The organism is Christiangramia marina (assembly GCF_048285865.1).
Taxonomy (GTDB): Bacteria; Bacteroidota; Bacteroidia; order Flavobacteriales; family Flavobacteriaceae; genus Christiangramia; species Christiangramia marina.
On record NZ_JBLVTK010000001.1, the window covers coordinates 1,232,951 to 1,254,876 of the forward strand.

The following is a 21,926-nucleotide window of genomic DNA, read 5'->3' on the forward strand; positions in this document are numbered from 1 at the left end:
TCTAAGATCTAAAATAATAGGTGATGGTCCCTGGCTGCTCGTTCCTGCCGGCAAGCTTACTAAACCTTGCGCCTGCCGCATATTCCATCGCTCTTTCAACAAGACACTCATTGCCTGATGTAGAACTACCTTTATTCAGGCTGGTGTCAATAACATATCCGTTCGCATCCACACTAATGTTGATCACGATCTTACCTGCGACGTCACAGGTATAAACAGGATTCGGAATCTTAACTGCACGGCGGCCCTGTAAGGAGAATGATATACTGCTATAATCATACACTGCCGATTTTTGTGAGCTCTCTTCAGAGGAATCATCACCGTTCGAAGCATCTTTCTTCCTCTCAGCAGTTTTCTTATTAACCTGGTAGTTTCCGTCGCCCTGGGTGTCTTCGCTTTCCTCGGCTTCCTGGCTGGCACTATTCTTCTTGAAAATTTCGTCCAGCTTGTTCTTCATGTCTGCATCCCGGGCTTCCTTATCTTCATTGTAAGCCTTATTGGTCTGGATGTTTCTTCGTTGTTGCTGAGGTTGTGTTTCCTGTTCTTCAGGTTCCTCTTCCGGAGCCTTTTCCTTCTGAAATTGTTCAAGATCCACGAGCATTTCTCCGGCTGCTTTTTTCTTGTTGGCCATGTTGAGATTGTACAGCGCCAGGAATAGCACAGCAAATAGCAGCGAAGTAATAATAAGAGCTTTGTGTTTGTCGAAAAAATCCATGGGATTAGAGTTCCCTCTATCTTAAATGTTCTCCCGTGAAGGTAAGAATTTTTCGAAAGATTCAATATCCATCGCATTTTCTACGGAATACTCCCCAATACCGGTTCTTCTTAAAGCTGAAAGATGTGCTCCACTGTCTAAAGCCATCCCGAATTCGTGAGCCAGGCTGCGAATGTATGTTCCTTTACTACAAACTACTCTGAAATCTATATCTGGAAATTTACCAGAGTCGATATCAAAAGCGTTTATTTCGATCTCTCGTTTTTTGACTTCAACATGCTCACCTTCCCGGGCGTATTCGTAAAGTCGCTTTCCATCCTTTTTCAAAGCTGAAAAAACCGGTGGTGTCTGTTCGATCTTTCCAATAAATTTTTTACAGGTTTCCAGCAACTTTGCTTCAGTAATATGGGAAGTTTCAAAAGTAGCATCAAATTCGGTTTCGAGATCAAAAGAAGGTGTCGTTGCACCGAGACTAATGGTTCCAGTATATTCTTTGATCTGTCCCTGTAGATCGGGAATGGTTTTGGTAAACTTTCCTGTACAAATAATCAATAGTCCAGTAGCTAGCGGATCTAAAGTTCCAGCATGACCAACTTTGATTTTCTTGATATTACAACTTCTTCTAATGAGCCATCTTACTTTGTTCACCAGCTGGAAAGAGGTCCAGTTCAAAGGTTTGTCAAAAAGCAGTACCTGTCCGGCTTTGAATTCTTCCGCAGTAATTTGTTTATTGAGCATAGGCAAAAATAATCGCTGCGATTCCCACTACAAAACAATAGATGGCAAACCAGGAGAGCTTGCTTTTTCTAACGAGCGTGATCATCCAGGTGCAGGCAACCAAACCGGCGATAAAAGCCGCTATGAAACCTACTGCAAGGGCCGTCAGGTCTGTGGAACTGGAAGTTAATTCTCCTCCTAAAAGATCCTTTGCGATCTTTCCGAAGATAAGAGGTACTACCATTAGGAATGAAAATCTTGCAGCTTTCGTTTTGTCGTTTCCAAGCAAAACAGAAGTGGAAATGGTTGCACCACTTCTTGAAATTCCTGGGAGCATAGCGATCGCCTGGGCTACTCCAATTACGAACGCATTAGAATAGCTTACTTTTTTCCCGGTATCTTTAGCTTTATCTGCAAGCCATAAAAGCAATGCAGTCACAAGAAGCATAAATCCAACGAACAATATATTTCCTCCAAAAAGAGCTTCAAGCTGTTCTTCAAATAGTAATCCTACAATTACAGCAGGAAGCATAGAAATAATGATCTTTAATGAAAACTGGGTTTCTTCGTTCCATTTAAAACTGAATAGACCTGTGAATATTTCAAGAACATCTTTTCTGAAAATTACAAGGGTGCTTAATGCGGTAGCAAAATGGAGTACCACGGTAAATAATAGTGATTCTTCAGGTACACTGGTATCCCCAAGAATTGCTTTTCCTAATTCTAAATGTCCGCTTGAGGAAACTGGTAAAAATTCAGTAAGTCCCTGGATGATCCCTAGGATCACCGCATCTAATAGATCCAAATTCGATTATTTTTTATGTGGGTTCAACAGGATGGCATAGACTTCGATCGCAAAGCCAATTAGAACGAGGGTTGGTGCAAGTCTTATGCGTTGAAAGTTGTAAATAGCATCATTAAATTCGTTCGGATCTTCGCTACCACCACCAGACATGAGTATAAAGCCAAGTGCGATCACAGCAAGACCAATGAACATGAACATATAGTTTCTTTTCCCGAAAACGAATCCGGTATTAAAACTTCCTCCCTGGTGAATTTCTTTCTCTTTTTTCATGGTCTAATAATAAAGTTCATCTGTTTTAAGATTCAGAAAACGAGATGTCGCAAAATATGTGCTTATCCAGGTAATGACTATACCCATAAGGAAAATTCCAGAGAATAGTATTACAAGCATTTTTACATCTCCCAGAAGATTCAATTCCTGAAAACTGTTGTTGAGATAGAATAGCACTGCGGCCATTCCAATAAGAGCTAGAATCGCCCCGATAAGACCCAATTTTACACTTTGCCAGATAAAAGGTCTGCGTATAAAACCTTTGGTAGCGCCTACCATTTGCATGGTCTTGATGATAAATCTTTTTGAATACACAGCGAGCCTGATACTAGAGTTTATGAGCAGGACTGCGATAAATGTGAAAACCGTACTGGCAATCAATACCCAAAGACTTATTTTCTTGACATTATCATTCAATAAGGCGATTAGCGGTTTATCATATACGACCTCATCTACAAAATTTTTGGAAGTAAGATCTGCTGCGATTTCATCAACCTGTTCCGAAGAAACGAAATCGGCATTCATATAGACATCAATAGAATTCTGCAGTGGATTATAGCCAAGGAATTCCATGAAGTCTTCCCCTATTTCTTCGCTATGGGCAGCAGCTGCATCTTCCTTGCTTACATAGGTGGTAGTCTTAGTATAATCTGCCATCGCCAGGCTCTTCTTCAATTGTTCGATCTCTACTTCCTTGGCGGTATCTTTTAAATATACGGTAAGCGCTATCTGTTCTTTGAAATGATCTGCCACTTTCTTGGTGTTCAAAACCAAAAGTCCCAGCATTCCCAAGAGAAATAAAACCAGTGCAATACTAATCACAACAGAGAAATAGGAGGATATGAGTCGGCGTTTTTGATACCTTTCAAAAGATGTGGTCATATAGAGACTTCAGATTTTTTGTAAAAATAAGAAAGTTCAGCTTTCTCAATATTTAAAACGTTTAAACTTTTGAAAATATTGGATGTATAAAGTTGTCAAGTTTTCTTGTTTGAACCTGCTGATTTTCAGGTTAAACCGAAATAAGTACATTTGGGCAAAAGACGTTTATGAAAATCTTAGTTTATGGAGCAGGTGGAGTTGGCGGCTACTTCGGAGCGAGACTTGCAGAATCAGGTAACAAAGTGAGTTTTATTGCTCGTGGAGAACACATGCGGGCGATGAAGGAATCTGGCTTGCAGCTGGAAAGTATCAATGGAGATATTACTGTGCATCCCGAGTTGGTAACCAATGATATTAATAAAGTTGGTACTCCAGATCTTATATTATTAGGAGTGAAAAGCTGGCAACTTTCAGAGGTCGCCTCAGAATTAAAAAAGATTATTTCCAAAGATACGATCGTGCTGCCATTACAGAATGGAGCTGATAATTATGAAAAACTCACCGAAATACTTCCGAAGGAAAATGTGCTGGCGGGTTTATGTTTTATCGTGAGTTATATTGAAAAACCCGGGAAGATCAAACACGCCTCTTTCGAGCCAAGAATCGTTTTTGGGGAAGCAGATAATAGCCAATCTGAAAGGATTTCGATAATCAGTAATTTATTTTCAGAAGCCAGGATCGATTTTCTTAATCCGGAAAATATTCAGCTGGAGATCTGGAAAAAGTTTCTTTTTATCTGCACCATCAGTGGAATTGGTGGTCTTACCCGCGTAAGTATCGATAAGATTAGAAATAGTGCATACCTGTTCGATCTTATGAAACAAACTTCCGCAGAAATTAGATCAGTTGCTAATGCCAAAGATATTCCCTTGAATAATGAGCATATTGAAAAGGCCTTTCAGATCATCGAAAATCAGCCACAAGGAACTACAGCTTCCACTCAAAGAGATATTATGGAGGGAAAACCTTCAGAAATCGAGAACTTTAATGGCTATATCGTTCGGGAAGGTGAGCGACTGGGAATTAAAACACCGGTGAATAAAATGATCTATGAATGCCTGAAGCTTATGGAAGAGCAGGCGAGAAAAACCCTTTAAGTGTTCTTTGTTAGCCTCAAAAAAGTCCTTTAAAATTGTATTTTTGCATCCGTATAAAAATGGCAGGAGAGATCCTGTTACCTGTGCTTCGGGGGTTTGAACTTTCCCGGGCTGTTCATAAGAATTTAGTTAAGCATATATCACATGAGTTACCACTTTAATAAGATCGAGGAGAAATGGCAGAAATACTGGGCGCAAAACCAGACTTTCAAGGCTACCAACAACACAGATAAACCAAAATATTATGTGCTGGATATGTTTCCTTATCCCTCTGGAGCGGGTTTGCATGTAGGGCATCCATTAGGGTATATTGCCAGTGATATCTATGCCCGATACAAGCGCCATAAGGGGTTCAATGTATTGCATCCACAGGGATATGATAGTTTTGGGCTTCCGGCAGAGCAGTACGCAATCCAGACGGGTCAGCATCCTGCGTTGACAACTCAAAATAACATTGCCCGTTACCGGGAGCAACTTGATAAGATCGGCTTTTCATTCGACTGGAGTCGCGAAGTGCGTACCAGTGAGCCAGATTATTATAAATGGACACAGTGGATCTTTATCCAGTTATTCGAGAGCTGGTATGATCTGGAAGCTGAAAAGTCAAGACCGGTTTCTGAACTGGTGGATATTTTTTCTTCGGAAGGAAATACACGGGTTAATGCTGCCTGTGATGCTGATATTGCTGAATTCTCTGCAGAAGAATGGAATCGTTATTCTGAAGATGAAAAAGAACGAATTTTATTAAAATACAGGCTTACCTACCTCGCTGAAACAGAAGTCAACTGGTGTCCGCAGCTGGGAACCGTTCTTGCTAACGATGAGATCGTAAATGGTGTTTCTGAAAGAGGAGGCTACCCGGTAGTTCGTAAAAAAATGACTCAATGGAGCATGAGAATTTCAGCTTTTGCTGAAAGATTGCTGCAGGACCTCAATAAACTTGACTGGACTGAAAGTCTGAAGGAGAGCCAGCGTAACTGGATCGGGAAATCTGTAGGTGCTCAGGTTGCTTTTAAAGTAATGAACAGCGATACAGAGTTTGAAGTTTTCACCACCAGACCCGATACCATTTTTGGAGTCAATTTTATGACACTTGCTCCAGAGCATGAGCTCGTTTCCAGGATCACTACTGAAGATCACAAGGAAGAAGTTGAAGCTTATATTGTAGCGACGGCAAAAAGGAGTGAGCGTGAGCGAATGGCCGATGTAAAGACCATTAGCGGTGCTTTTACCGGAGCGTATGCTGAACATCCATTTACGAAAGAGCCAATTCCAATCTGGATCGGTGATTACGTGCTGGCAGGATATGGAACCGGGGCGGTAATGGCCGTTCCTTGTGGAGACCAAAGAGATCATGATTTTGCGAGACATTTTGATCTCCCTATCACTAATATTTTCGAAGATGTAGATGTTTCCCAGGAAGCTTATGCGGGGAAAGAAGGAACAGTGATCGCAAACTCAGATTTTCTTAGCGGGCTGGAATATAAAGAAGCACTGAACCGTGTAATTCTTGAGCTTGAAAAAACAGGTCAGGGTTATGGTAAGACAAATTACAGGCTTAGAGATGCCGTCTTTAGCCGACAGAGATACTGGGGAGAACCATTTCCTGTTTACTACGTGAATGGCCTGCCAAAAATGATAGATCTGGAGCACCTTCCATTAAGGTTGCCAGAAGTAGAGAAGTATCTTCCTACTGAAACAGGTGAACCACCTTTGGGAAATGCTACCAACTGGGCATGGGATGCTGAAAAAAACGAGGTAGTTTCTAATGATAAGATTAACAACTCCACAGTATTTCAGTTGGAATTGAATACCATGCCGGGATGGGCTGGAAGTAGCTGGTATCTTTTCAGATATATGGATGCCGGCAATCCTGATACTTTTGTTTCCGAAGAGGCACAGCAGTACTGGGAAAATGTGGATCTTTATATTGGTGGTAGCGAGCATGCTACGGGTCATTTATTATATTCCAGATTCTGGACCAAATTTCTAAGCGATCGCGGAAAGCTTACCGTAGAAGAACCATTCAAGAAATTGATCAACCAGGGAATGATCCTGGGAACCAGTGCGTTTGTTTACAGGCTGGAAGGAGAGAATGTATTCATTTCAAGCACCCAGATCAAGGGAAACAACGTGCAGCCAATTCATGTAGATGTTTCGTTGGTAAATTCCTCAGATGAACTTGATGTAGAAGGTTTCAAAAAGTGGAGACCTGAATTTGCAGATGCTAAATTCGTGCTGGAAGATGGACGATACATTGTTGGAAGGGAAGTGGAGAAAATGTCGAAGTCTAAATACAATGTGGTGAATCCAGATTCGATCTGTGAGCGATATGGCGCAGATACTTTGAGAATGTATGAAATGTTCCTGGGGCCGCTCGAACAGGCGAAACCATGGAATACAGCGGGAATTACCGGTGTACATAATTTTCTGAAGAAATTCTGGAAGCTTTTCCATAATGAAGAGCAGTTCGTGGTTACTAACGACAAAGCTTCAGCCGACTCTTTAAAAACACTACATAAAACCATTAAAAAAGTAACAGAGGATATTGAAGACTTCAGCTTCAATACTTCGGTTTCTACATTTATGATATGTGTAAATGAGCTTACTGCTCAAAAGTGTAACCAAAGGGAGGTACTTGAGCCTTTAACTGTGCTTATTGCACCATACGCACCTCACATTGCCGAAGAACTCTGGGAAAAACTTGGGAATGCTGAATCTATTACTACCGCGGAATACCCGGAGTTTGAAGAGAAGTTTCTTGTGGAGAGTACGAAGAACTACCCGGTTTCCTTTAATGGTAAGATGAGATTTACGATGGAATTACCTATGGATATGTCCAGAGAGGAAATTGAAAAGAATGTTCTCAACGATGACCGGACTAAAAATCAATTAGACGGATCTACCCCTAAAAAAGTTATAGTCGTTCCTGGTAAAATTGTAAATATCGTAATATAATCCCCTTTAAATTATTAGATAGGGGTGTAAAATGTTATTTATAATTTTTTATACCCCTATTTTTATTTTCTTTCATATTTTTCGGAAATAAAATTATCTACCATGAAAATTGGAATTCCGAAGGAGATCAAAAACAATGAAAACAGGGTGGGCATGACTCCTGCCGGAGTACTCGAACTTTCGAAAAAAGGTCATGAGGTTTATGTACAATCAACTGCTGGAGATTTCAGTGGTTTTGATGATAAAGACTACCATGCTGCAGGGGCTACGATACTTCCTTCCATAGACCGGGTTTACGAGGTTAGCGATATGATCGTAAAGGTCAAAGAACCGATCGAACAGGAATATGGTTTAATTAAAGAAAATCAGATAGTATTTACGTATTTTCATTTTGCTTCCAACCAGAATCTTACGGAAGCCATGATGCGTAGTAAATCTGTGTGTATAGCTTATGAAACGGTAGAAGATAAGGATGGTACATTGCCATTATTAACTCCCATGAGTGAGGTAGCAGGAAGGATGGCTATTCAGCAGGGAGCCAAATATCTTGAAAAGCCTGTGAAGGGTAAAGGTTTGTTGCTTGGAGGTGTGCCGGGTGTTCCGCCGGGAAAGGTGCTAGTGCTGGGTGCAGGTGTGGTTGGAATTCAAGCGGCGAAAATGGCAGCTGGATTAGGTGCACAGGTGACCGTTCTTGATGTGAACATGAATAGATTAAGACATGTGAACGATATCATGCCTAGTCACGTGGTGACCGAATTCTCGAACGAATATAATATTAGGAAACACTTGAAAACCACAGATCTTGTAGTTGGTGGTGTGCTAATCACAGGTGCAAAAGCTCCAAAACTTGTTACCAGAGATATGCTGAAGACGATGCAGCCGGGTGCGGTGATCGTGGATGTAGCGGTGGATCAGGGAGGTTGCATCGAAACCACGAGGCCTACTACGCATGAAGACCCTGCTTATATCATTGATGATATCGTACATTATTGTGTGGCAAACATGCCTGGAGCGGTGCCATATACTTCTACGCTTGCTTTAACGAATGTCACACTACCTTATATTCTCAAACTGGCAGATGCAGGTTGGGAAAAAGCATGTGATCATGATCCATTGCTTGCTAAGGGACTTAATATTGTAAAGGGAGCTATTGTCTATGATCCAATACTGGAGGCGTTTGGATGGGATGAAACCTATGCTTAGCTAAGGTAAAGGTCAACCAGACCTTCAGGAGTGATAACTTTGATCTGCTTGTTCTTTTTGTCCACCTTTTCAATAAACTCATCGTTCATTGGAATCAGGATCTGTTTGCCATCCTTATCAATTTCGAATAGCGCCTGTGCTGTAGTATCGTTGATGGAGACGATCTTTCCAATATTCCCGTGTTGTTGGTCGATAACGTCAAAACCTATGATCTCATGGAAATAGAATTTATCGTCGGGAAGTTGAGGTAGTTGTTCAAGAGGCAGGTAAAGTTCTGCACCAATCATGTCTTCTGCATCCTGCTCGGTATCAATATCTTCGATCTTGGCTCTTAGAAGAGTACTTTTGTGAAGGTAAGATCTTTCAATAAAAAATGGAACCAGGTTTTCGTTGTATTCAACGAAAACCGATTCCATTTCTGTGTAAAGTTCAGGTTCGTCGGTGTCTAATTTAATAAGCACTTCGCCCTTAAAACTAAATTTTGCGACGATGCGCCCCAGGTAGAAACAATCTTCCTTAGTCATCGTCTACTGTTTTAAGCGTCTTTTTTGTCTTCAGTATTAGCTTCTTCTGCAGTTGCAGCGCCCACTTCTTCTTCAGCAGCTTCGACAGTTGCGTCATCTGTAGCTTCTGCAGTTGCAGCAGCTTCAGCCTCAGCAGCCGCTTTCGTTTCAGCTTCAGCAGCTTCTCTTGCTTCAGCGTCACGTTTAGCGTTTACTTCTTTTTCAGCTTCTAAAGCTTTCGCTTTTTCAGCTTCCTGAGCTTTCGTCAAAGATTCTTTCTTTGCGTCAACTTTTCCTTCTTTCTCTTCCAGCCAGGCGTTGAACTTCTCTTCAGCCTGTTCTTCAGTTAAAGCACCTTTCTTAACTCCACCTGCAAGGTGTTTTTTAAGTAAAGCTCCTTTGTAAGAAAGAATTGCACGAGCAGTGTCAGTTGGCTGAGCACCGTTCTGTAACCATTTTACAGCTCCATCAACATCTAATTCGATAGTTGCAGGATTTGTGTTTGGATTGTAGATCCCTAATTTGTCAAGGAATTTACCATCTCTTTTAGCGCGGGTATCCGCTGCTACGATCCAGAAAAAAGGTTTTCCTTTTTTACCGTGTCTTTGTAATCTTATTTTTACTGGCATAAAAATTAAATTTTGGGGTTCTCGACCCCGATTATTAATAAGGCTGCAAAGATACTACATTTTTCTAATTCTGAATACTTTAGCTCTAGAATTTAAAATTGCTGATTCGGTGTGAGAAAAGTCTCGATTTGGGAGTAATTTTCGTTAAAAAATGGGTTTGCTGTTAAAAGAGGTTAATTAGTGCTAAACCCTGTTAAATAGGTTGTTATCGCGGTTTGCTCAACATATCTTTGGGTAACTAATATGAAAAAAAATAAAGCAATGAGTTATTCAGAAAATGTATCTAAGAAACTTAATGAGTTACTAGAAAAGAATTATGACGCTGAGAAAGGATATAAACTGGCAGCTGAAAAAGTAAATAATCAACGATTAAAAAGTTTTTTCTCTGCTCGTGCACAGGAACGTTACGATTTTGGACATGAATTAAAATCTGAGATCAGCAATTTCGGAGAAGCTCCGGATAAAGGAACAAGTATCGCAGGGGATCTTCACCGTGGATGGATGAATTTAAAAGCTAGCTTATCTGGAGATAAAGATGAAGCAGTTCTTGAAGAAGCTATTCGTGGAGAAAAAGCAGCTGTAGAGGAATACGAAGAGATCCTTAAGGATTCTGAAATTCCTGCAAGTACTGGGAATGTTTTAATGAAGCAAAAGAATGCTATTGTAGCATCTCTTAATGAAGTGAAAGCTTTAGAAGATATCGCCTAATTAAAAATTAGATCAGAAATTAACCAATTTGATCTTTTAATATAATCAATGATGCGAACCATGTTTGATTGAAGTAGTAGTAGTTTTTTGTGTTCGTATCAGGCCTCACAGAATTTCTGAATTATCAGGATTTTGTGAGGCTTTTTTAATGGTTAATAATTCCTTAAAACAAAGTTTTTTATCAGGCCTAAAGTTCATTAATTTAGCGCGGAAGGTTGGCAAAAACTAACCGCTTGAATATCTTCTTTTAAGGCTTTAAATACCAAGGAATGTACCTGATTTTTGACACTGAAACCACCGGTTTACCTAAGCGATGGGATGCCCCTTTAACCGATTCTGATAACTGGCCACGCTGTATACAGATCGCCTGGCAGTTGCATGATGAGATGGGTAACCTTATCGAAAATCAGGATTATCTCATTCAGCCGGAAGATTTTGATATTCCGTATGATTCTGAAAGAATTCATGGTATATCTACCGATCTGGCCCGGGAACAGGGAATTTCTTTGGATGAGGTGCTGGAGAAGTTCAATATTGCAATTCAGAAATCAAAGTTTATTGTTGGTCAGAATGTTGGTTTTGACCTGAATATCATGGGGGCGGAATTCATTAGAAGAAACTTTGATAATTCCCTTCAGGAAATGCCAGTTCTGGATACCTGTACAGAGAAGACCGCAGCGCTTTGTGAAATCCCTGGAGGTCGTGGAGGTAAATTCAAACTACCTACTCTTACCGAGCTTCACGAATTTCTTTTCAACGAACCTTTTGCTGAAGCGCATAATGCTACTGCAGATGTTGAAGCTACTACCCGTTGTTTTCTGGAACTTATCAGGCAAAGGATCTATACACTGGATGAGCTCGATGTACCTGCAGGCTATTTCGAAAAATTTTCCGAAGAGAATCCGGCGAGTATAGAGCTTATAGGTCTAAAGCATATCAACTTAAAGAAAGCTTCAGATAGGATAAGAAAAAGGCTGGAAAAACAACAGCCCACAGATGATATTTCCAGTGAAGAAATTCAGGAGAACCTAGAGAAGCTGGATGAGATACGCTTTGCACATCTTCATAATCATTCACAGTTTTCGGTTTTACAATCGACTATAAGTATACCTGACCTCGTTGCTGCGGCTGCTGAAGAAGATATGAGTGCAGTTGCACTAACAGATCATGCAAACATGATGGGCGCCTTTCACTTCGTAAAGGAAGTTGGATCTTATAATAAAGGTGTAGCAGAACATAACGCCACGGCAGAAGAGAATGGCGAGGAACTGAGAAAGCCATTAAAAGCCATATTAGGATGTGAATTCTTCGTTTGTGAAAATCATTTAGATAAGAGTAGAAAGGATAACGGGTATCAGGTGGTAATCCTTGCAAAGAACAAGAAGGGATACCATAACCTGGCAAAAATGTCTTCCAAAGCCTATACCGATGGTTTTTATTATGTACCTCGTATAGACAAGGAAGTAATTAAGGAATACAAAGAGGATCTGATCGTGCTTACTGGTAATCTATACGGTGAAGTTCCCAGTAAGATCCTGAATGTTGGGGAAAAACAGGCTGAAGAAGCTTTGTTATGGTGGAAGGAAGAATTCGGAGAGGATCTTTATATCGAATTGATGCGTCATGACCAGGAAGATGAGAACAGGGTGAATCCTGTACTCGTGGAATTTTCCAGAAAACATGAGGTTAAACTAATTGCTACTAACAATACCTATTACTGGAAACAGGAAGATGCCAATGCGCACGATATCTTGTTGTGTGTAAAGGATGGTGAAAAGCAGGCTACGCCAATTGGCCGCGGAAGGGGTTATCGTTATGGCTTACCTAATACCGAATATTATTTCAAGTCTGGAAATGAAATGAAGCGGCTTTTCAAAGATCTTCCAGATGCCATTAGTAATATCCAGGAAATTGTAGATAAAATTGAGCCTTTTGAGCTGGCCAGAGACGTCTTACTTCCGGCATTTGAAATTCCTGAAGAATTTAAAAGCGAAGAGGATCTTGTAGATGGAGGGAAAAGAGGTGAAAACGCTTTTCTAAAGCATATTACTTTTGAAGGAGCTCGAAAGAGATATCCAGAGATCACCCCTGAGATTGAAGAACGACTTAACTTTGAGCTGTCGGTAATTGAAAATACCGGTTATCCAGGTTACTTCCTTATTGTAGAAGATTTTATCAGGGCTGCAAGGGCTATGGGAGTTTCGGTTGGGCCTGGTCGTGGATCTGCCGCGGGATCTGTAGTAGCATATTGTCTGTGGATCACCAACATCGATCCTATAAAGTATGATCTGCTTTTTGAGAGATTCCTGAATCCTGATCGTGTGAGTATGCCCGATATAGATATCGATTTTGATGATGAAGGCCGAAGTCAAGTTATGGATTATGTGATCGAAAAATATGGTGCGAACCAGGTGGCGCAGATCATTACCTACGGAACTATGGCAGCAAAATCTTCCATAAGAGATACTGCAAGGGTGCTGGATCTTCCTCTTATGGATTCAGACAGGATCGCGAAACTTATTCCAAATACCAAGCTGGGGAAACTGTTTGCCATGGATGAAAAGACCATCCGGTCTAAATTTCGTGGAGATGAAATTGAAAAAATTAACGAGCTTCTAAATATTGCCGAAGGGGATGATCTGGAGGCAGAAACGGTAAACCAGGCTAGAATCCTGGAAGGCTCAGTTAGGAATACAGGAATACACGCCTGCGGGGTGATCATTACTCCCGGCGATATTACCAATTATGTGCCAGTTTCGGTGGCTAAAGATTCAAATCTTTATGTTACCCAGTTTGATAACTCGGTCGTTGAAAGTGCCGGACTGCTAAAAATGGACTTTTTGGGTCTGAAGACCCTTACTTTGATCAAGGATACGGTGAAGATCGTTAAGGGCAGGCATGATATAGATCTCGACCCGGATAGTTTTCCGCTTGATGATGAAGAAACCTATAAATTATTCCAGCGAGGAGAAACAGTCGGAATTTTCCAATATGAATCACCGGGTATGCAAAAACACATGCAAGCCTTAAAGCCAACGGTGTTTGATGACCTTATCGCCATGAACGCTTTGTACCGACCGGGACCTATGGAATATATTCCAAGTTTCATTGCAAGGAAGCATGGTGATGAAGAGATCTCCTATGACCTTCCGGAAATGGAAGAATACCTGGAGGAAACTTACGGGATCACAGTGTACCAGGAGCAGGTGATGTTGCTTTCGCAAAAGCTGGCAGGATTTAGTAAAGGTGAAGCCGATATGCTGCGTAAAGCGATGGGTAAAAAACTCGTTGCTTTACTGGCGCAACTAAAGCCAAAATTCATAGATGGCGGAAATGCAAAAGGTCATCCTGCAGAGGTGTTGGAAAAGATATGGAAAGACTGGGAAGCCTTCGCTTCTTATGCTTTTAATAAATCTCACTCCACCTGTTATGCCTGGATCGCCTATCAAACCGCATATTTAAAAGCGCATTATCCTGCGGAATATATGGCAGCGGTACTCTCCAACAATATGAATGATATCAAACAGGTAACATTCTTTATGGAAGAGTGTAAAAGAATGAAACTGAATGTTCTTGGACCAGATGTAAATGAATCCTATTATAAATTCTCTGTAAATAAGGAAAATGCAGTGAGATTTGGAATGGGTGCGATCAAAGGAGTTGGTTCCGGTGCTGTAGCAACCATTGTTGAAAACAGGAAGTCTAAAGAAGGTCCTTACAGATCTATTTTCGACATGGCTAAAAGGATAGATCTACGATCTGCAAATAAAAAGGCTTTTGAGAATCTTGCCCTTGCAGGAGGATTTGATGGATTTGGTGGCACGCACCGGGCGCAGTATTTTCATGACGATGGTAACGGAATGAGCTTCCTGGAAAAGGTGGTGAAGTATGCGCAGAAATTCCAGGAAAGTCAGAATTCCTCTCAGGTAAGTCTGTTTGGGGAAGCAAGTGATGTTCAGATTCCCGAGCCGGAAGTTCCACCTTGTAGCGAATGGGGAACTATGGAGAAGCTACGAAGAGAAAAGGAAGTGGTAGGAATTTATATTTCCGGACATCCATTGGATGATTTTAGAATAGAAATGAGTTATTTCTGTAATGGAAAATTGTCAGATTGCAGGGAACTGGAAAGCATAGTAAATAGGGAACTCACTATTGGATGTGTGGTAGTTGATGTGCAGCACAGGGTTTCGAAGAATGGGAAAGGCTGGGCGATCTTTACGGTAGAAGATTACGAGGAGTCTTACGAGTTCAAAATATTTGGAGAAGAATACCTGCGAATGAAACATTTCTTTGTTCCTAATAACTTTATTCATCTAAAGATCTTTGTGAAAGAAGGCTGGACTAATAAAGATACCGGGAAAAAAGGAGAACCAAGAATACAGTTCAGGGATATTAGTTTGTTACATGATATCATGGATAAGAATGCAAAGAAACTAACTATTCAGTTGAATGTTCAAGATCTAAAAGCTGAAAAGATCGATTGGTTAAACGACACATTTAATACGCATAAAGGCGAATGTCAGCTACAATTCATAGTTTATGACATGGCAGAGCAGGTGAAACTAAAAATGCCAAGCCGTAAACGTAAAGTGCAAATTTCGCAGGAACTTATCGAGGAGCTGGAAAAGGAACAGTTCATGTATAAGTTGAATTAGATTTGTAATTTGTGAATTATTTGAGCCAGCGATAGAGGCAAGCTACCATGTAGCGCCGAAAGCGCGGTCACGCGACAAGCGTGAGGCTCCCTTATAAAACCAAACAATATACTTATAGTCAAATGCAATATAGAGGCTGTAAGGATTCTTTATATTATTGACTACTTTTACGAATCTAATGTTAAACAAATAAAATTAAAGATATTATGGCTATTGAAATAACCGACGCGAATTTTGAAGAACAAGTACTAAAGAGTGATAAGCCGGTAATGGTGGACTTCTGGGCTGCATGGTGTGGACCTTGTAGAATGGTAGGACCAATCATTGACGAGATAAGCTCTGAATATGACGGAAAAGCAGTTGTTGGTAAGCTTGATGTAGATGCAAACCAGGAATTTGCTGCAAAATATGGTGTCCGTAACATCCCAACTGTTCTTGTATTTCAAAATGGAGAAGTTGTAGGTCGCCAGGTAGGTGTTGCTCCAAAGCAAACTTATGCTGATGCTATCGACCAGTTGTTGTAATAAACAATGATCAATATATTCAAGCCTCGCAATAGCGGGGCTTTTTTTATTGAAAAAAACTACCTAATTTCAGTCTGAAATGAAAATAGAGAAGGAGCTGCATAATAGTGGAGGTTTTATGAATCTCGACCTTTTAGCCAAACAAGTGGTTGAAGGTTATATCTCAGGGATGCATAAAAGTCCGTTTCATGGTTTTTCTGCAGAGTTTGCAGAACATAAGATCTATAATAACGGGGAGAGTACCCGGCATATTGACTGGAAGTTGTTTGCGAAGTCTGAGAAACTGTATACGCGGCGATATGAAGAGGAGACAAACCTGCGTTGTCATCTTATTATTGACAATAGTGCCTCCATGCATTATCCTAAGATCGAAAAGCAGGATAGGGAACACTTAAATAAAATTGGATTCTCTGTACTTGCTTCGGCCTGTCTTATGGAGATTCTGAAAAGACAGCGAGATGCTGTTGGTGTGAGTATTTACAGCGATGAATTTGAATTCTATGCTCCGGAAAGATCTGGGGAGCGACATCATCATATGTTGTTAGACAAGTTTGATGAGGTTCTTAGATCTGATAAGGTTCGAAGATCAACTGATACCTATACTTATTTACATCAAATTGCGGAGAAGCTGAAGCGTAGAAGTCTTGTTTTTCTATTTACAGATATGTTTCAGGAAGATACTGATGAGGAGAAGCTGTTCGAAGCACTAAGGCATTTAAAATACAACAGGCATGAGATCGTTCTTTTCCATGTGATGGATCAAAAAAAGGAACTCGAATTCGATTTTGAGAACAGTCCGCGTAGATTTACCGATGTAGAAACGGGAGCTGAAATAGATCTCTATTCTGAAAATATTAGAAATACCTACCGCGAAGCGGTTAAAAAATACCTCGAAAACTTAAAATCACAATGTGCCAAGTACCGGATTACCTATGTGGCTGCAGATATCAATAAAAATTTTAAAAATATTTTGACGACCTATTTGCTTGAGAAACAAAAGTTTGGATAGGACTCGAAATATTATTTTCAAAAAACTTAAAAAAACGTTTGCTCAATCTAAAAAGGGACGTATATTTGCCCTCGCAATAACGCAACGGTCTGGTAGTTCAGTTGGTTAGAATACCTGCCTGTCACGCAGGGGGTCGCGAGTTCGAGTCTCGTCCAGACCGCAAAGTTGCAAAAAAGCTCCTCTATACGGGGGGCTTTTTTTGGCGCTAAAGATTAGTTGTGTTGTTTTTGTTCCCTGAGAGGGGAATGTGTAGTTAACCGCCCTATAATCCTTGTTGTGTGGATTTGCGGTTAACCAATGAAAAGCTTTTTTCCACTTGGTGGGAGAAGGCTTTTTTGTTTTTAGGAATGTTCGTACTTCATCTTGTTTAGTAATTCTAATTATTTGGTCTGTAAGATTCATCTATCTTTGCTGCCGAAAATCTGGCTATGAGAATAACGAAAGCAGAGAGTCTTCAGCAGGAATACCTCAGGATAAAAAAATTAAGTGAGTTCGATCTTGATCTTTACGAATTACGAGACCAATTCAAAAGCTTGATGGAACTGGCTGGGCATATCGCCGGTACTGAAGTTTCTGTAGTAAACCTTATAGATAATTATTCGCAATGGACGCTCTCAGCTGTTGAGGACGAGCCTAAGCGTATTGCAAAAGAAGACTCTATTTGCGCCTATACGATAAGATCTAGCAGCTTTATGGAAGTGGAAAGGCTGGATCTTGATGATAGGTTTAAGAACAAAGCTTATGTTGTTGGAGAGGAGGCTTACCGCTATTACCTGGGAATGCCTCTTACGTTAAGTTCAGGGGAGAATGTAGGTTCGTTATGTATGCTAGACACCCGGCAGCAGGATATTGGATTAGAGAAGAAACAGGCACTTGCCGTCATAGCACGTGAAATTGTGTACAAGCTGGAACATAGAAAGAAGTTGAACGAAACTTTGCATACACTTTCAGAAACTGTTCGAATCAAGAACCAGGTTGCGCACGATGTAAGAGGACCGATTCATGGTATCGCAGGTCTTGCAGAATCTGTGGAAGAAGAAGATCTTTCCGCAGATGAAATGAGGGAATACTTTTCTCTTATAAAAAAATCAGGATATAGCATCATTGAAATGACCGATGAGATTTTGAATAGCGGGAGGGAAAATGAAGTGCAATCGAGCAGGAGAATTAATATGGCAGATCTCCAGGAGCGGTTGATTCAGCTTTATGAATTGCCAGCAAAATCCAAGAATCTTGGTTTCAACGTATTTGTTAATCGCGAAAAGGGTCAGTTAAAGTTTAGTCGAAGACGTGTTCTTTCCATTTTTGGTAACCTAATCTCCAACTCGATCAAATTTACTCCATCTGGAGGAAGTATTGAGGTTCATATAAATATTATAAATACCGAAATCGGGAAACAACTGAATGTGGTTGTGCAGGACAACGGAGTTGGAATGAGCAGTGCGGCGCTGGAGAATTACTTCGAAGATGTTTCAGAATTATCTATCGGAACTGGTGGGGAGAAAGGCTTCGGACTTGGTTTAAAACTGGTCAATGAACTGGTGCACGAACTTGGAGGTACTATGAAAATCTCTTCAGAAATAGATAAAGGTACAAAAACAAGTATTCTGATTCCTATAAATTAGCTTGGTGACTTGCAAGGTCTTTTTGATCGCAGCACTGGATATCAAAATTTCAAATAATTCACTTCTTCCCTTAATTATCGTTTGTTTTTATCCATTGCTTTAAACTGCAATTATATTTTATGATTGGTTAGTCCTAACTAATTTTTACGACTCATTATATTGTTCAGCATAGATTGAAATGGTTATTTTGATCATTGAGAATGCTGATTTTCCACAGGCTTAAATCAGGTTAAATTCCTTATTTTTGATGCCATTCAAATTCATTTAAAGGCGCAGTTTATATGCATATTTCTTTAGGACATTTCAAAAAAGGTCTGTTTCTATTCTGTTTGTTATTTACCATGGGCGCGAGCGCTCAAATCCAGGATCCGGTCAAATGGACTTCTGAAGTTGAAAAAGTTTCAGAGAACGTATATGATCTCATATTTGAAGCCAGCATTCAGAATAAATGGCATTTATATTCACAAACTCAGCCTGAAGGAGCTGTAAATTCTACAGTTTTTACTTTTGAAGATCAAAATACCGGGTATGAATTGGTAAACGAAACCAGGGAAAGTGAATCTATTACTGAATTTGATAAGGTTTTTGAGACAGATTTGAGTTATTTTCTGGGCGAGGCAACATTTACTCAGCGTGTACGAGTTACCGATACCACGTTATCCACTATAATTGCCAAGATCGAATACCAGGCCTGTGATGATAAAGCCTGTATATTTGACTCAAAAAAATTTACTTTTCAGTTAAAGGAAGACGCTACTCCAGCAAAGCTAGACCCTGAAAATACAGGAAATCTTGAAACAGAAGATCAGCGTTCTTTCTGGGGTATCTTTATTATTGCTTTTTTATCTGGATTCGCAGCCCTGCTCACGCCTTGCGTTTTCCCAATGATTCCTATGACGGTAAGCTTTTTCACTAAGCAATCGAAATCACGTGCAGCGGGCATCAGGAATGCTATTTTCTACGGAATTTCCATTGTTGTGATCTATGTGCTTCTAGGCTCATTGGTCACCCTGATTTTTGGAGCTGATAGTCTGAATGCTTTATCCACCAATGTGTGGTTCAATCTCATATTCTTTATACTTTTAGTAGTTTTCGCAATGTCCTTTATGGGGGCTTTTGAGATCGTACTGCCAAGTAGCTGGGGAACGAGGATCGATTCTAAAGCCGACAGAGGCGGGCTCATTGGAATATTTTTTATGGCGCTGGCCTTAGCGATCGTTTCATTCTCATGTACGGGACCAATCGTTGGAACTTTACTGGTGGAAGCGGCTTCAAAAGGAGGTATTGCACCAATTATAGGAATGCTTGGATTCTCACTGGCAATCGCTCTTCCATTTGCCTTGTTCGCGGCCTTCCCGGGTTGGATGAATAGTTTACCAAAATCTGGTGGCTGGTTAAATACGGTCAAGGTAGTTTTAGGATTTCTCGAACTGGCCCTGGCATTTAAATTTCTTTCGAATGCAGATTTGGTCTTGCAGCTACATTTCCTCGAGAGAGAGGTTTTCCTGGCGATCTGGATAGCGATCTTTGCTGTTCTTGCCATGTATCTCTTCGGAAAAATACGTTTACCACATGATTCTCCTCTCGAATATATATCTGTGGGAAGATTGTTATTAGGAATTATAGTTCTCACATTTACAATTTATTTGATCCCTGGCTTATGGGGAGCCCCTTTAAAAATTATTAGTGGTTTTCCTCCGCCATTACAGTACAGTGAATCACCAGATGGTTTAGGAAGTTCTGGAGGATTGAATACGAACATTAACTCTAACCTTCCTGAAGGAGCCGATTATGGACCTCATGATCTGGTTAGCTTTCATGATTATGAACAGGGAATGGCGTATGCAGCAGAGCAGAATTTACCAGTCCTGCTAGATTTTACGGGGCATGCTTGTGTGAATTGTAGAAAGATGGAAGAAAGAGTGTGGAGTGAAGATGAGGTGTTGAATTTACTTCAGAACGACATTGTATTAATCTCCCTTTACGTAGATGATCAACGAGATCTTCCTGAGGATGAACAATATGTATCTGAAGCTACTGGTAAGGAAATAGAAACTATTGGAAACAAATGGAGTGATTTCCAGATAACGAACTACAAGGCAAATGCACAACCATATTATGTATTACTTGACAATGCAGGTAAGAAGTTAAATGATCCCATTGCTTACGAACCAGATGCTAAGAAATATTTGCAGTGGCTACAGGACGGGATACATAATTTCAACAATGATGATGAGTCCTTGGATACTTTTAATGAAAACTCTCCATCCATTTTTCAGTAAGTGCTAGCTCGCTCGAATTTTACGAATGTTCTGGAAAACATGACCTATCAACTGTCAATTCCTTTCAGGACTATTTGAATTTTAATCTGAAGGATTCTAAACCTGAAAATGATTTCGGGTTCTTCCGCAGCGAAACCAACAGGCTACTTCTTACCAGGACTTAAAATAGAGTTCTATATAGTAGTAAATAGAAAATTTCAATATTCAACTTTATATGCACAAAATTGAATACTGAAATTTCTAAAATTGATCTGCGTATAGTTTAAAAGATGTGGTTTAAACCTAGTTTTTTTCTACCGTTTTACGATCCCAACCTCTGTCTACACCTAATTGTTTTTGTTCTTCTATACTTTCTTTTCGAAGGTTATGAAGTGTGTAGGCGAGGTAACCTGCATAAAGAACAGAAAATACTCCTATTCCTAATTTCCCGCCTTTGATCGCGGCTTTCTTACCAGATTTGTAAATAATTCCTCTTACTAAAAATTTAGTTCCTAATTTCATTATATGTCCAATACCCATAATTTTGATTTTAATTGATTTATTAATTCTATGCTTTTCCGGTTGGTTTTACTAAAAGCTCATTCACATTTACAGAAGCTGGTTGTGAAACCGCATAATATACTGCATCTGCTATACTAGAAGGATCCAACATAGGTTCATCACCTCCGTATTCCTTGTCCTCCAGTAATTCAGTATCTGTTATACCATCTCTCAGGTTGGTGTCCACAGTACCCGGTTCGACTGCAGTAACTCGAATATTAAATTCAGGTGAAAGTTCCATTCTCATCGCCTTGCTAAGCTCGATGATCGCTGCTTTGGATGCTCCATATATAGCACCACCAGCAAAAATCTCCTTTCCATCCACACTAGCGATATTTATTATATGACCATCCTGCTGTCTTTTCATAAGTGGTAGAACGGAGTAGATACATCTAAGTGTACCCTGAACGTTCACTTCTATAGTAGACAACCATTCATCCAGGTGTCGGTTCTTTAAGTAGGTGAGTGGCATGATCCCTGCCGAATTCACTAGAATGTCTATTCGGCCGTACTTTTCGTCAATTTTACCAAATGCCTTAGTGACACTCTCGGTGCTGGTGACATCCAGTTCCACAACCATAGATTCTCCTGGAAGTTCCTGCTGAATTTTTTCCATTTCAGGAACACTTCTGCTCGCCAGCACTACGGTGAAATTTTGATTAGACAATTTTATCGCGATCGCTTTGCCAATTCCGCTACTGGCTCCCGTGATAACCGCTACTCGATCCTTTTCATTCATTCTTTTCATTTTAAGTAAGATGATTCTTTAAGAGCGTTTTCTGCGTTAAAATAGGTTCAAATAAC

18 protein-coding genes and 1 tRNA gene are annotated in these 21,926 nt (G+C 40.2%); 10 read left to right on the forward strand and 9 right to left on the reverse strand.

Annotated elements, in window-relative coordinates; translation table 11 throughout:
• Position 1: 1 nt before the first annotated feature.
• From ACNKXS_RS05770 to ACNKXS_RS05790, 5 genes are read right to left on the reverse strand one after another with little or no spacing between them, the layout of a single operon-like run.
• Positions 2-715, reverse strand: a complete 714-nt coding sequence (locus tag ACNKXS_RS05770) for a hypothetical protein (RefSeq protein ID WP_417920015.1) — start codon at positions 713-715, stop codon at positions 2-4.
• A 21-nt stretch (positions 716-736) separates the two neighbouring features.
• On the reverse strand, positions 737-1,453 hold the full coding sequence (gene truB / locus ACNKXS_RS05775) for a tRNA pseudouridine(55) synthase TruB (protein WP_417920016.1): 717 nt from the start codon (positions 1,451-1,453) through the stop codon (positions 737-739).
• The gene (locus ACNKXS_RS05780) at positions 1,443-2,237 is read right to left on the reverse strand and encodes an undecaprenyl-diphosphate phosphatase (RefSeq protein ID WP_417920017.1); all 795 of its coding nucleotides are present in this window, start codon (positions 2,235-2,237) and stop codon (positions 1,443-1,445) included. The genes truB and ACNKXS_RS05780 overlap by 11 nt, the downstream gene beginning before the upstream one ends.
• A 6-nt stretch (positions 2,238-2,243) precedes the next feature.
• Positions 2,244-2,507 carry a DUF3098 domain-containing protein gene (locus ACNKXS_RS05785; RefSeq protein WP_026914657.1) on the reverse strand — a complete coding sequence of 88 codons (264 nt, stop codon included), beginning with the start codon at positions 2,505-2,507 and terminating at the stop codon, positions 2,244-2,246.
• Between the two features lie 3 nt (positions 2,508-2,510).
• Complete coding sequence (locus ACNKXS_RS05790; protein WP_295178636.1) at positions 2,511-3,389, reverse strand: cell division protein FtsX; 879 nt, start codon at positions 3,387-3,389, stop codon at positions 2,511-2,513.
• Positions 3,390-3,556: 167 nt separating this feature from the next.
• Here ACNKXS_RS05790 and ACNKXS_RS05795 point away from each other — a divergent pair, with 167 nt between their 5' ends.
• The 3 genes from ACNKXS_RS05795 (at position 3,557) to ald (ending at position 8,647) form a co-directional block, all read left to right on the forward strand.
• Complete coding sequence (locus tag ACNKXS_RS05795; protein ID WP_417920018.1) at positions 3,557-4,486, forward strand: ketopantoate reductase family protein; 930 nt, start codon at positions 3,557-3,559, stop codon at positions 4,484-4,486.
• A 144-nt stretch (positions 4,487-4,630) separates the two neighbouring features.
• Positions 4,631-7,444, forward strand: a complete 2,814-nt coding sequence (gene leuS, locus ACNKXS_RS05800; protein WP_417920019.1) for a leucine--tRNA ligase — start codon at positions 4,631-4,633, stop codon at positions 7,442-7,444.
• Positions 7,445-7,546: 102 nt separating this feature from the next.
• On the forward strand, positions 7,547-8,647 hold the full coding sequence (gene ald, locus ACNKXS_RS05805; protein WP_417920020.1) for an alanine dehydrogenase: 1,101 nt from the start codon (positions 7,547-7,549) through the stop codon (positions 8,645-8,647).
• Here ald and rimM read toward each other — a convergent pair.
• Both rimM and ACNKXS_RS05815 read right to left on the reverse strand, forming a co-directional pair.
• Positions 8,644-9,171 carry a ribosome maturation factor RimM gene (rimM, locus tag ACNKXS_RS05810; RefSeq protein ID WP_417920021.1) on the reverse strand — a complete coding sequence of 176 codons (528 nt, stop codon included), beginning with the start codon at positions 9,169-9,171 and terminating at the stop codon, positions 8,644-8,646. The two genes, ald and rimM, sit on opposite strands and share 4 nt — an antisense overlap.
• Before the next feature lie 11 nt (positions 9,172-9,182).
• Entirely contained in the window at positions 9,183-9,779 is a 597-nt protein-coding gene (locus ACNKXS_RS05815; protein ID WP_295178626.1) for a 30S ribosomal protein S16, read from the reverse strand.
• Positions 9,780-10,040: 261 nt separating this feature from the next.
• Between ACNKXS_RS05815 and ACNKXS_RS05820 the strand changes: the two genes are divergently transcribed.
• The 7 genes from ACNKXS_RS05820 to ACNKXS_RS05850 all read left to right on the forward strand — a co-directional run bounded on the left by ACNKXS_RS05820 (position 10,041) and on the right by ACNKXS_RS05850 (position 20,582).
• Positions 10,041-10,487 (forward strand): ferritin-like domain-containing protein, encoded by a 447-nt coding sequence (locus tag ACNKXS_RS05820; protein WP_295178735.1) that lies wholly within the window; start codon positions 10,041-10,043, stop codon positions 10,485-10,487.
• Positions 10,488-10,756: 269 nt separating this feature from the next.
• On the forward strand, positions 10,757-15,142 hold the full coding sequence (gene dnaE / locus ACNKXS_RS05825) for a DNA polymerase III subunit alpha (protein WP_417920022.1): 4,386 nt from the start codon (positions 10,757-10,759) through the stop codon (positions 15,140-15,142).
• A gap of 206 nt (positions 15,143-15,348) precedes the next feature.
• A complete protein-coding gene (gene trxA / locus ACNKXS_RS05830) occupies positions 15,349-15,666 on the forward strand; it encodes a thioredoxin (RefSeq protein WP_026914648.1) in 318 nt (105 codons plus the stop codon).
• 79 nt (positions 15,667-15,745) lie between these two features.
• Positions 15,746-16,675, forward strand: a complete 930-nt coding sequence (locus ACNKXS_RS05835) for a DUF58 domain-containing protein (protein WP_417920023.1) — start codon at positions 15,746-15,748, stop codon at positions 16,673-16,675.
• Positions 16,676-16,761: 86 nt separating this feature from the next.
• A tRNA-Asp gene (locus tag ACNKXS_RS05840) sits at positions 16,762-16,835 on the forward strand.
• A gap of 268 nt (positions 16,836-17,103) precedes the next feature.
• Positions 17,104-18,300, forward strand: a complete 1,197-nt coding sequence (locus ACNKXS_RS05845) for a GAF domain-containing sensor histidine kinase (RefSeq protein WP_417920024.1) — start codon at positions 17,104-17,106, stop codon at positions 18,298-18,300.
• 281 nt (positions 18,301-18,581) lie between these two features.
• Positions 18,582-20,582 (forward strand): protein-disulfide reductase DsbD family protein, encoded by a 2,001-nt coding sequence (locus ACNKXS_RS05850; protein ID WP_417920025.1) that lies wholly within the window; start codon positions 18,582-18,584, stop codon positions 20,580-20,582.
• A 282-nt stretch (positions 20,583-20,864) separates the two neighbouring features.
• Here the strand turns inward: ACNKXS_RS05850 and ACNKXS_RS05855 are convergent, their stop codons facing one another.
• Both ACNKXS_RS05855 and ACNKXS_RS05860 read right to left on the reverse strand, forming a co-directional pair.
• Entirely contained in the window at positions 20,865-21,101 is a 237-nt protein-coding gene (locus ACNKXS_RS05855; RefSeq protein WP_417920026.1) for a hypothetical protein, read from the reverse strand.
• A gap of 28 nt (positions 21,102-21,129) precedes the next feature.
• Positions 21,130-21,861, reverse strand: a complete 732-nt coding sequence (locus ACNKXS_RS05860) for an SDR family oxidoreductase (protein WP_417920027.1) — start codon at positions 21,859-21,861, stop codon at positions 21,130-21,132.
• Positions 21,862-21,926 lie beyond the last annotated feature (65 nt).

Coding starts and splice junctions, on each gene's coding strand:
- ACNKXS_RS05770 (WP_417920015.1), bottom strand. CDS start 715: ATGGATTTTTTCGACAAACACAAAGCTCTTATTATTACTTCGCTGCTA.
- truB (WP_417920016.1), bottom strand. CDS start 1,453: ATGCTCAATAAACAAATTACTGCGGAAGAATTCAAAGCCGGACAGGTA.
- ACNKXS_RS05785 (WP_026914657.1), bottom strand. CDS start 2,507: ATGAAAAAAGAGAAAGAAATTCACCAGGGAGGAAGTTTTAATACCGGA.
- ACNKXS_RS05790 (WP_295178636.1), bottom strand. CDS start 3,389: ATGACCACATCTTTTGAAAGGTATCAAAAACGCCGACTCATATCCTCC.
- ACNKXS_RS05795 (WP_417920018.1), top strand. CDS start 3,557: ATGAAAATCTTAGTTTATGGAGCAGGTGGAGTTGGCGGCTACTTCGGA.
- leuS (WP_417920019.1), top strand. CDS start 4,631: ATGAGTTACCACTTTAATAAGATCGAGGAGAAATGGCAGAAATACTGG.
- ald (WP_417920020.1), top strand. CDS start 7,547: ATGAAAATTGGAATTCCGAAGGAGATCAAAAACAATGAAAACAGGGTG.
- rimM (WP_417920021.1), bottom strand. CDS start 9,171: ATGACTAAGGAAGATTGTTTCTACCTGGGGCGCATCGTCGCAAAATTT.
- ACNKXS_RS05815 (WP_295178626.1), bottom strand. CDS start 9,779: ATGCCAGTAAAAATAAGATTACAAAGACACGGTAAAAAAGGAAAACCT.
- ACNKXS_RS05820 (WP_295178735.1), top strand. CDS start 10,041: ATGAGTTATTCAGAAAATGTATCTAAGAAACTTAATGAGTTACTAGAA.
- dnaE (WP_417920022.1), top strand. CDS start 10,757: ATGTACCTGATTTTTGACACTGAAACCACCGGTTTACCTAAGCGATGG.
- trxA (WP_026914648.1), top strand. CDS start 15,349: ATGGCTATTGAAATAACCGACGCGAATTTTGAAGAACAAGTACTAAAG.
- ACNKXS_RS05835 (WP_417920023.1), top strand. CDS start 15,746: ATGAAAATAGAGAAGGAGCTGCATAATAGTGGAGGTTTTATGAATCTC.
- ACNKXS_RS05845 (WP_417920024.1), top strand. CDS start 17,104: ATGAGAATAACGAAAGCAGAGAGTCTTCAGCAGGAATACCTCAGGATA.
- ACNKXS_RS05850 (WP_417920025.1), top strand. CDS start 18,582: ATGCATATTTCTTTAGGACATTTCAAAAAAGGTCTGTTTCTATTCTGT.
- ACNKXS_RS05855 (WP_417920026.1), bottom strand. CDS start 21,101: ATGGGTATTGGACATATAATGAAATTAGGAACTAAATTTTTAGTAAGA.
- ACNKXS_RS05860 (WP_417920027.1), bottom strand. CDS start 21,861: ATGAATGAAAAGGATCGAGTAGCGGTTATCACGGGAGCCAGTAGCGGA.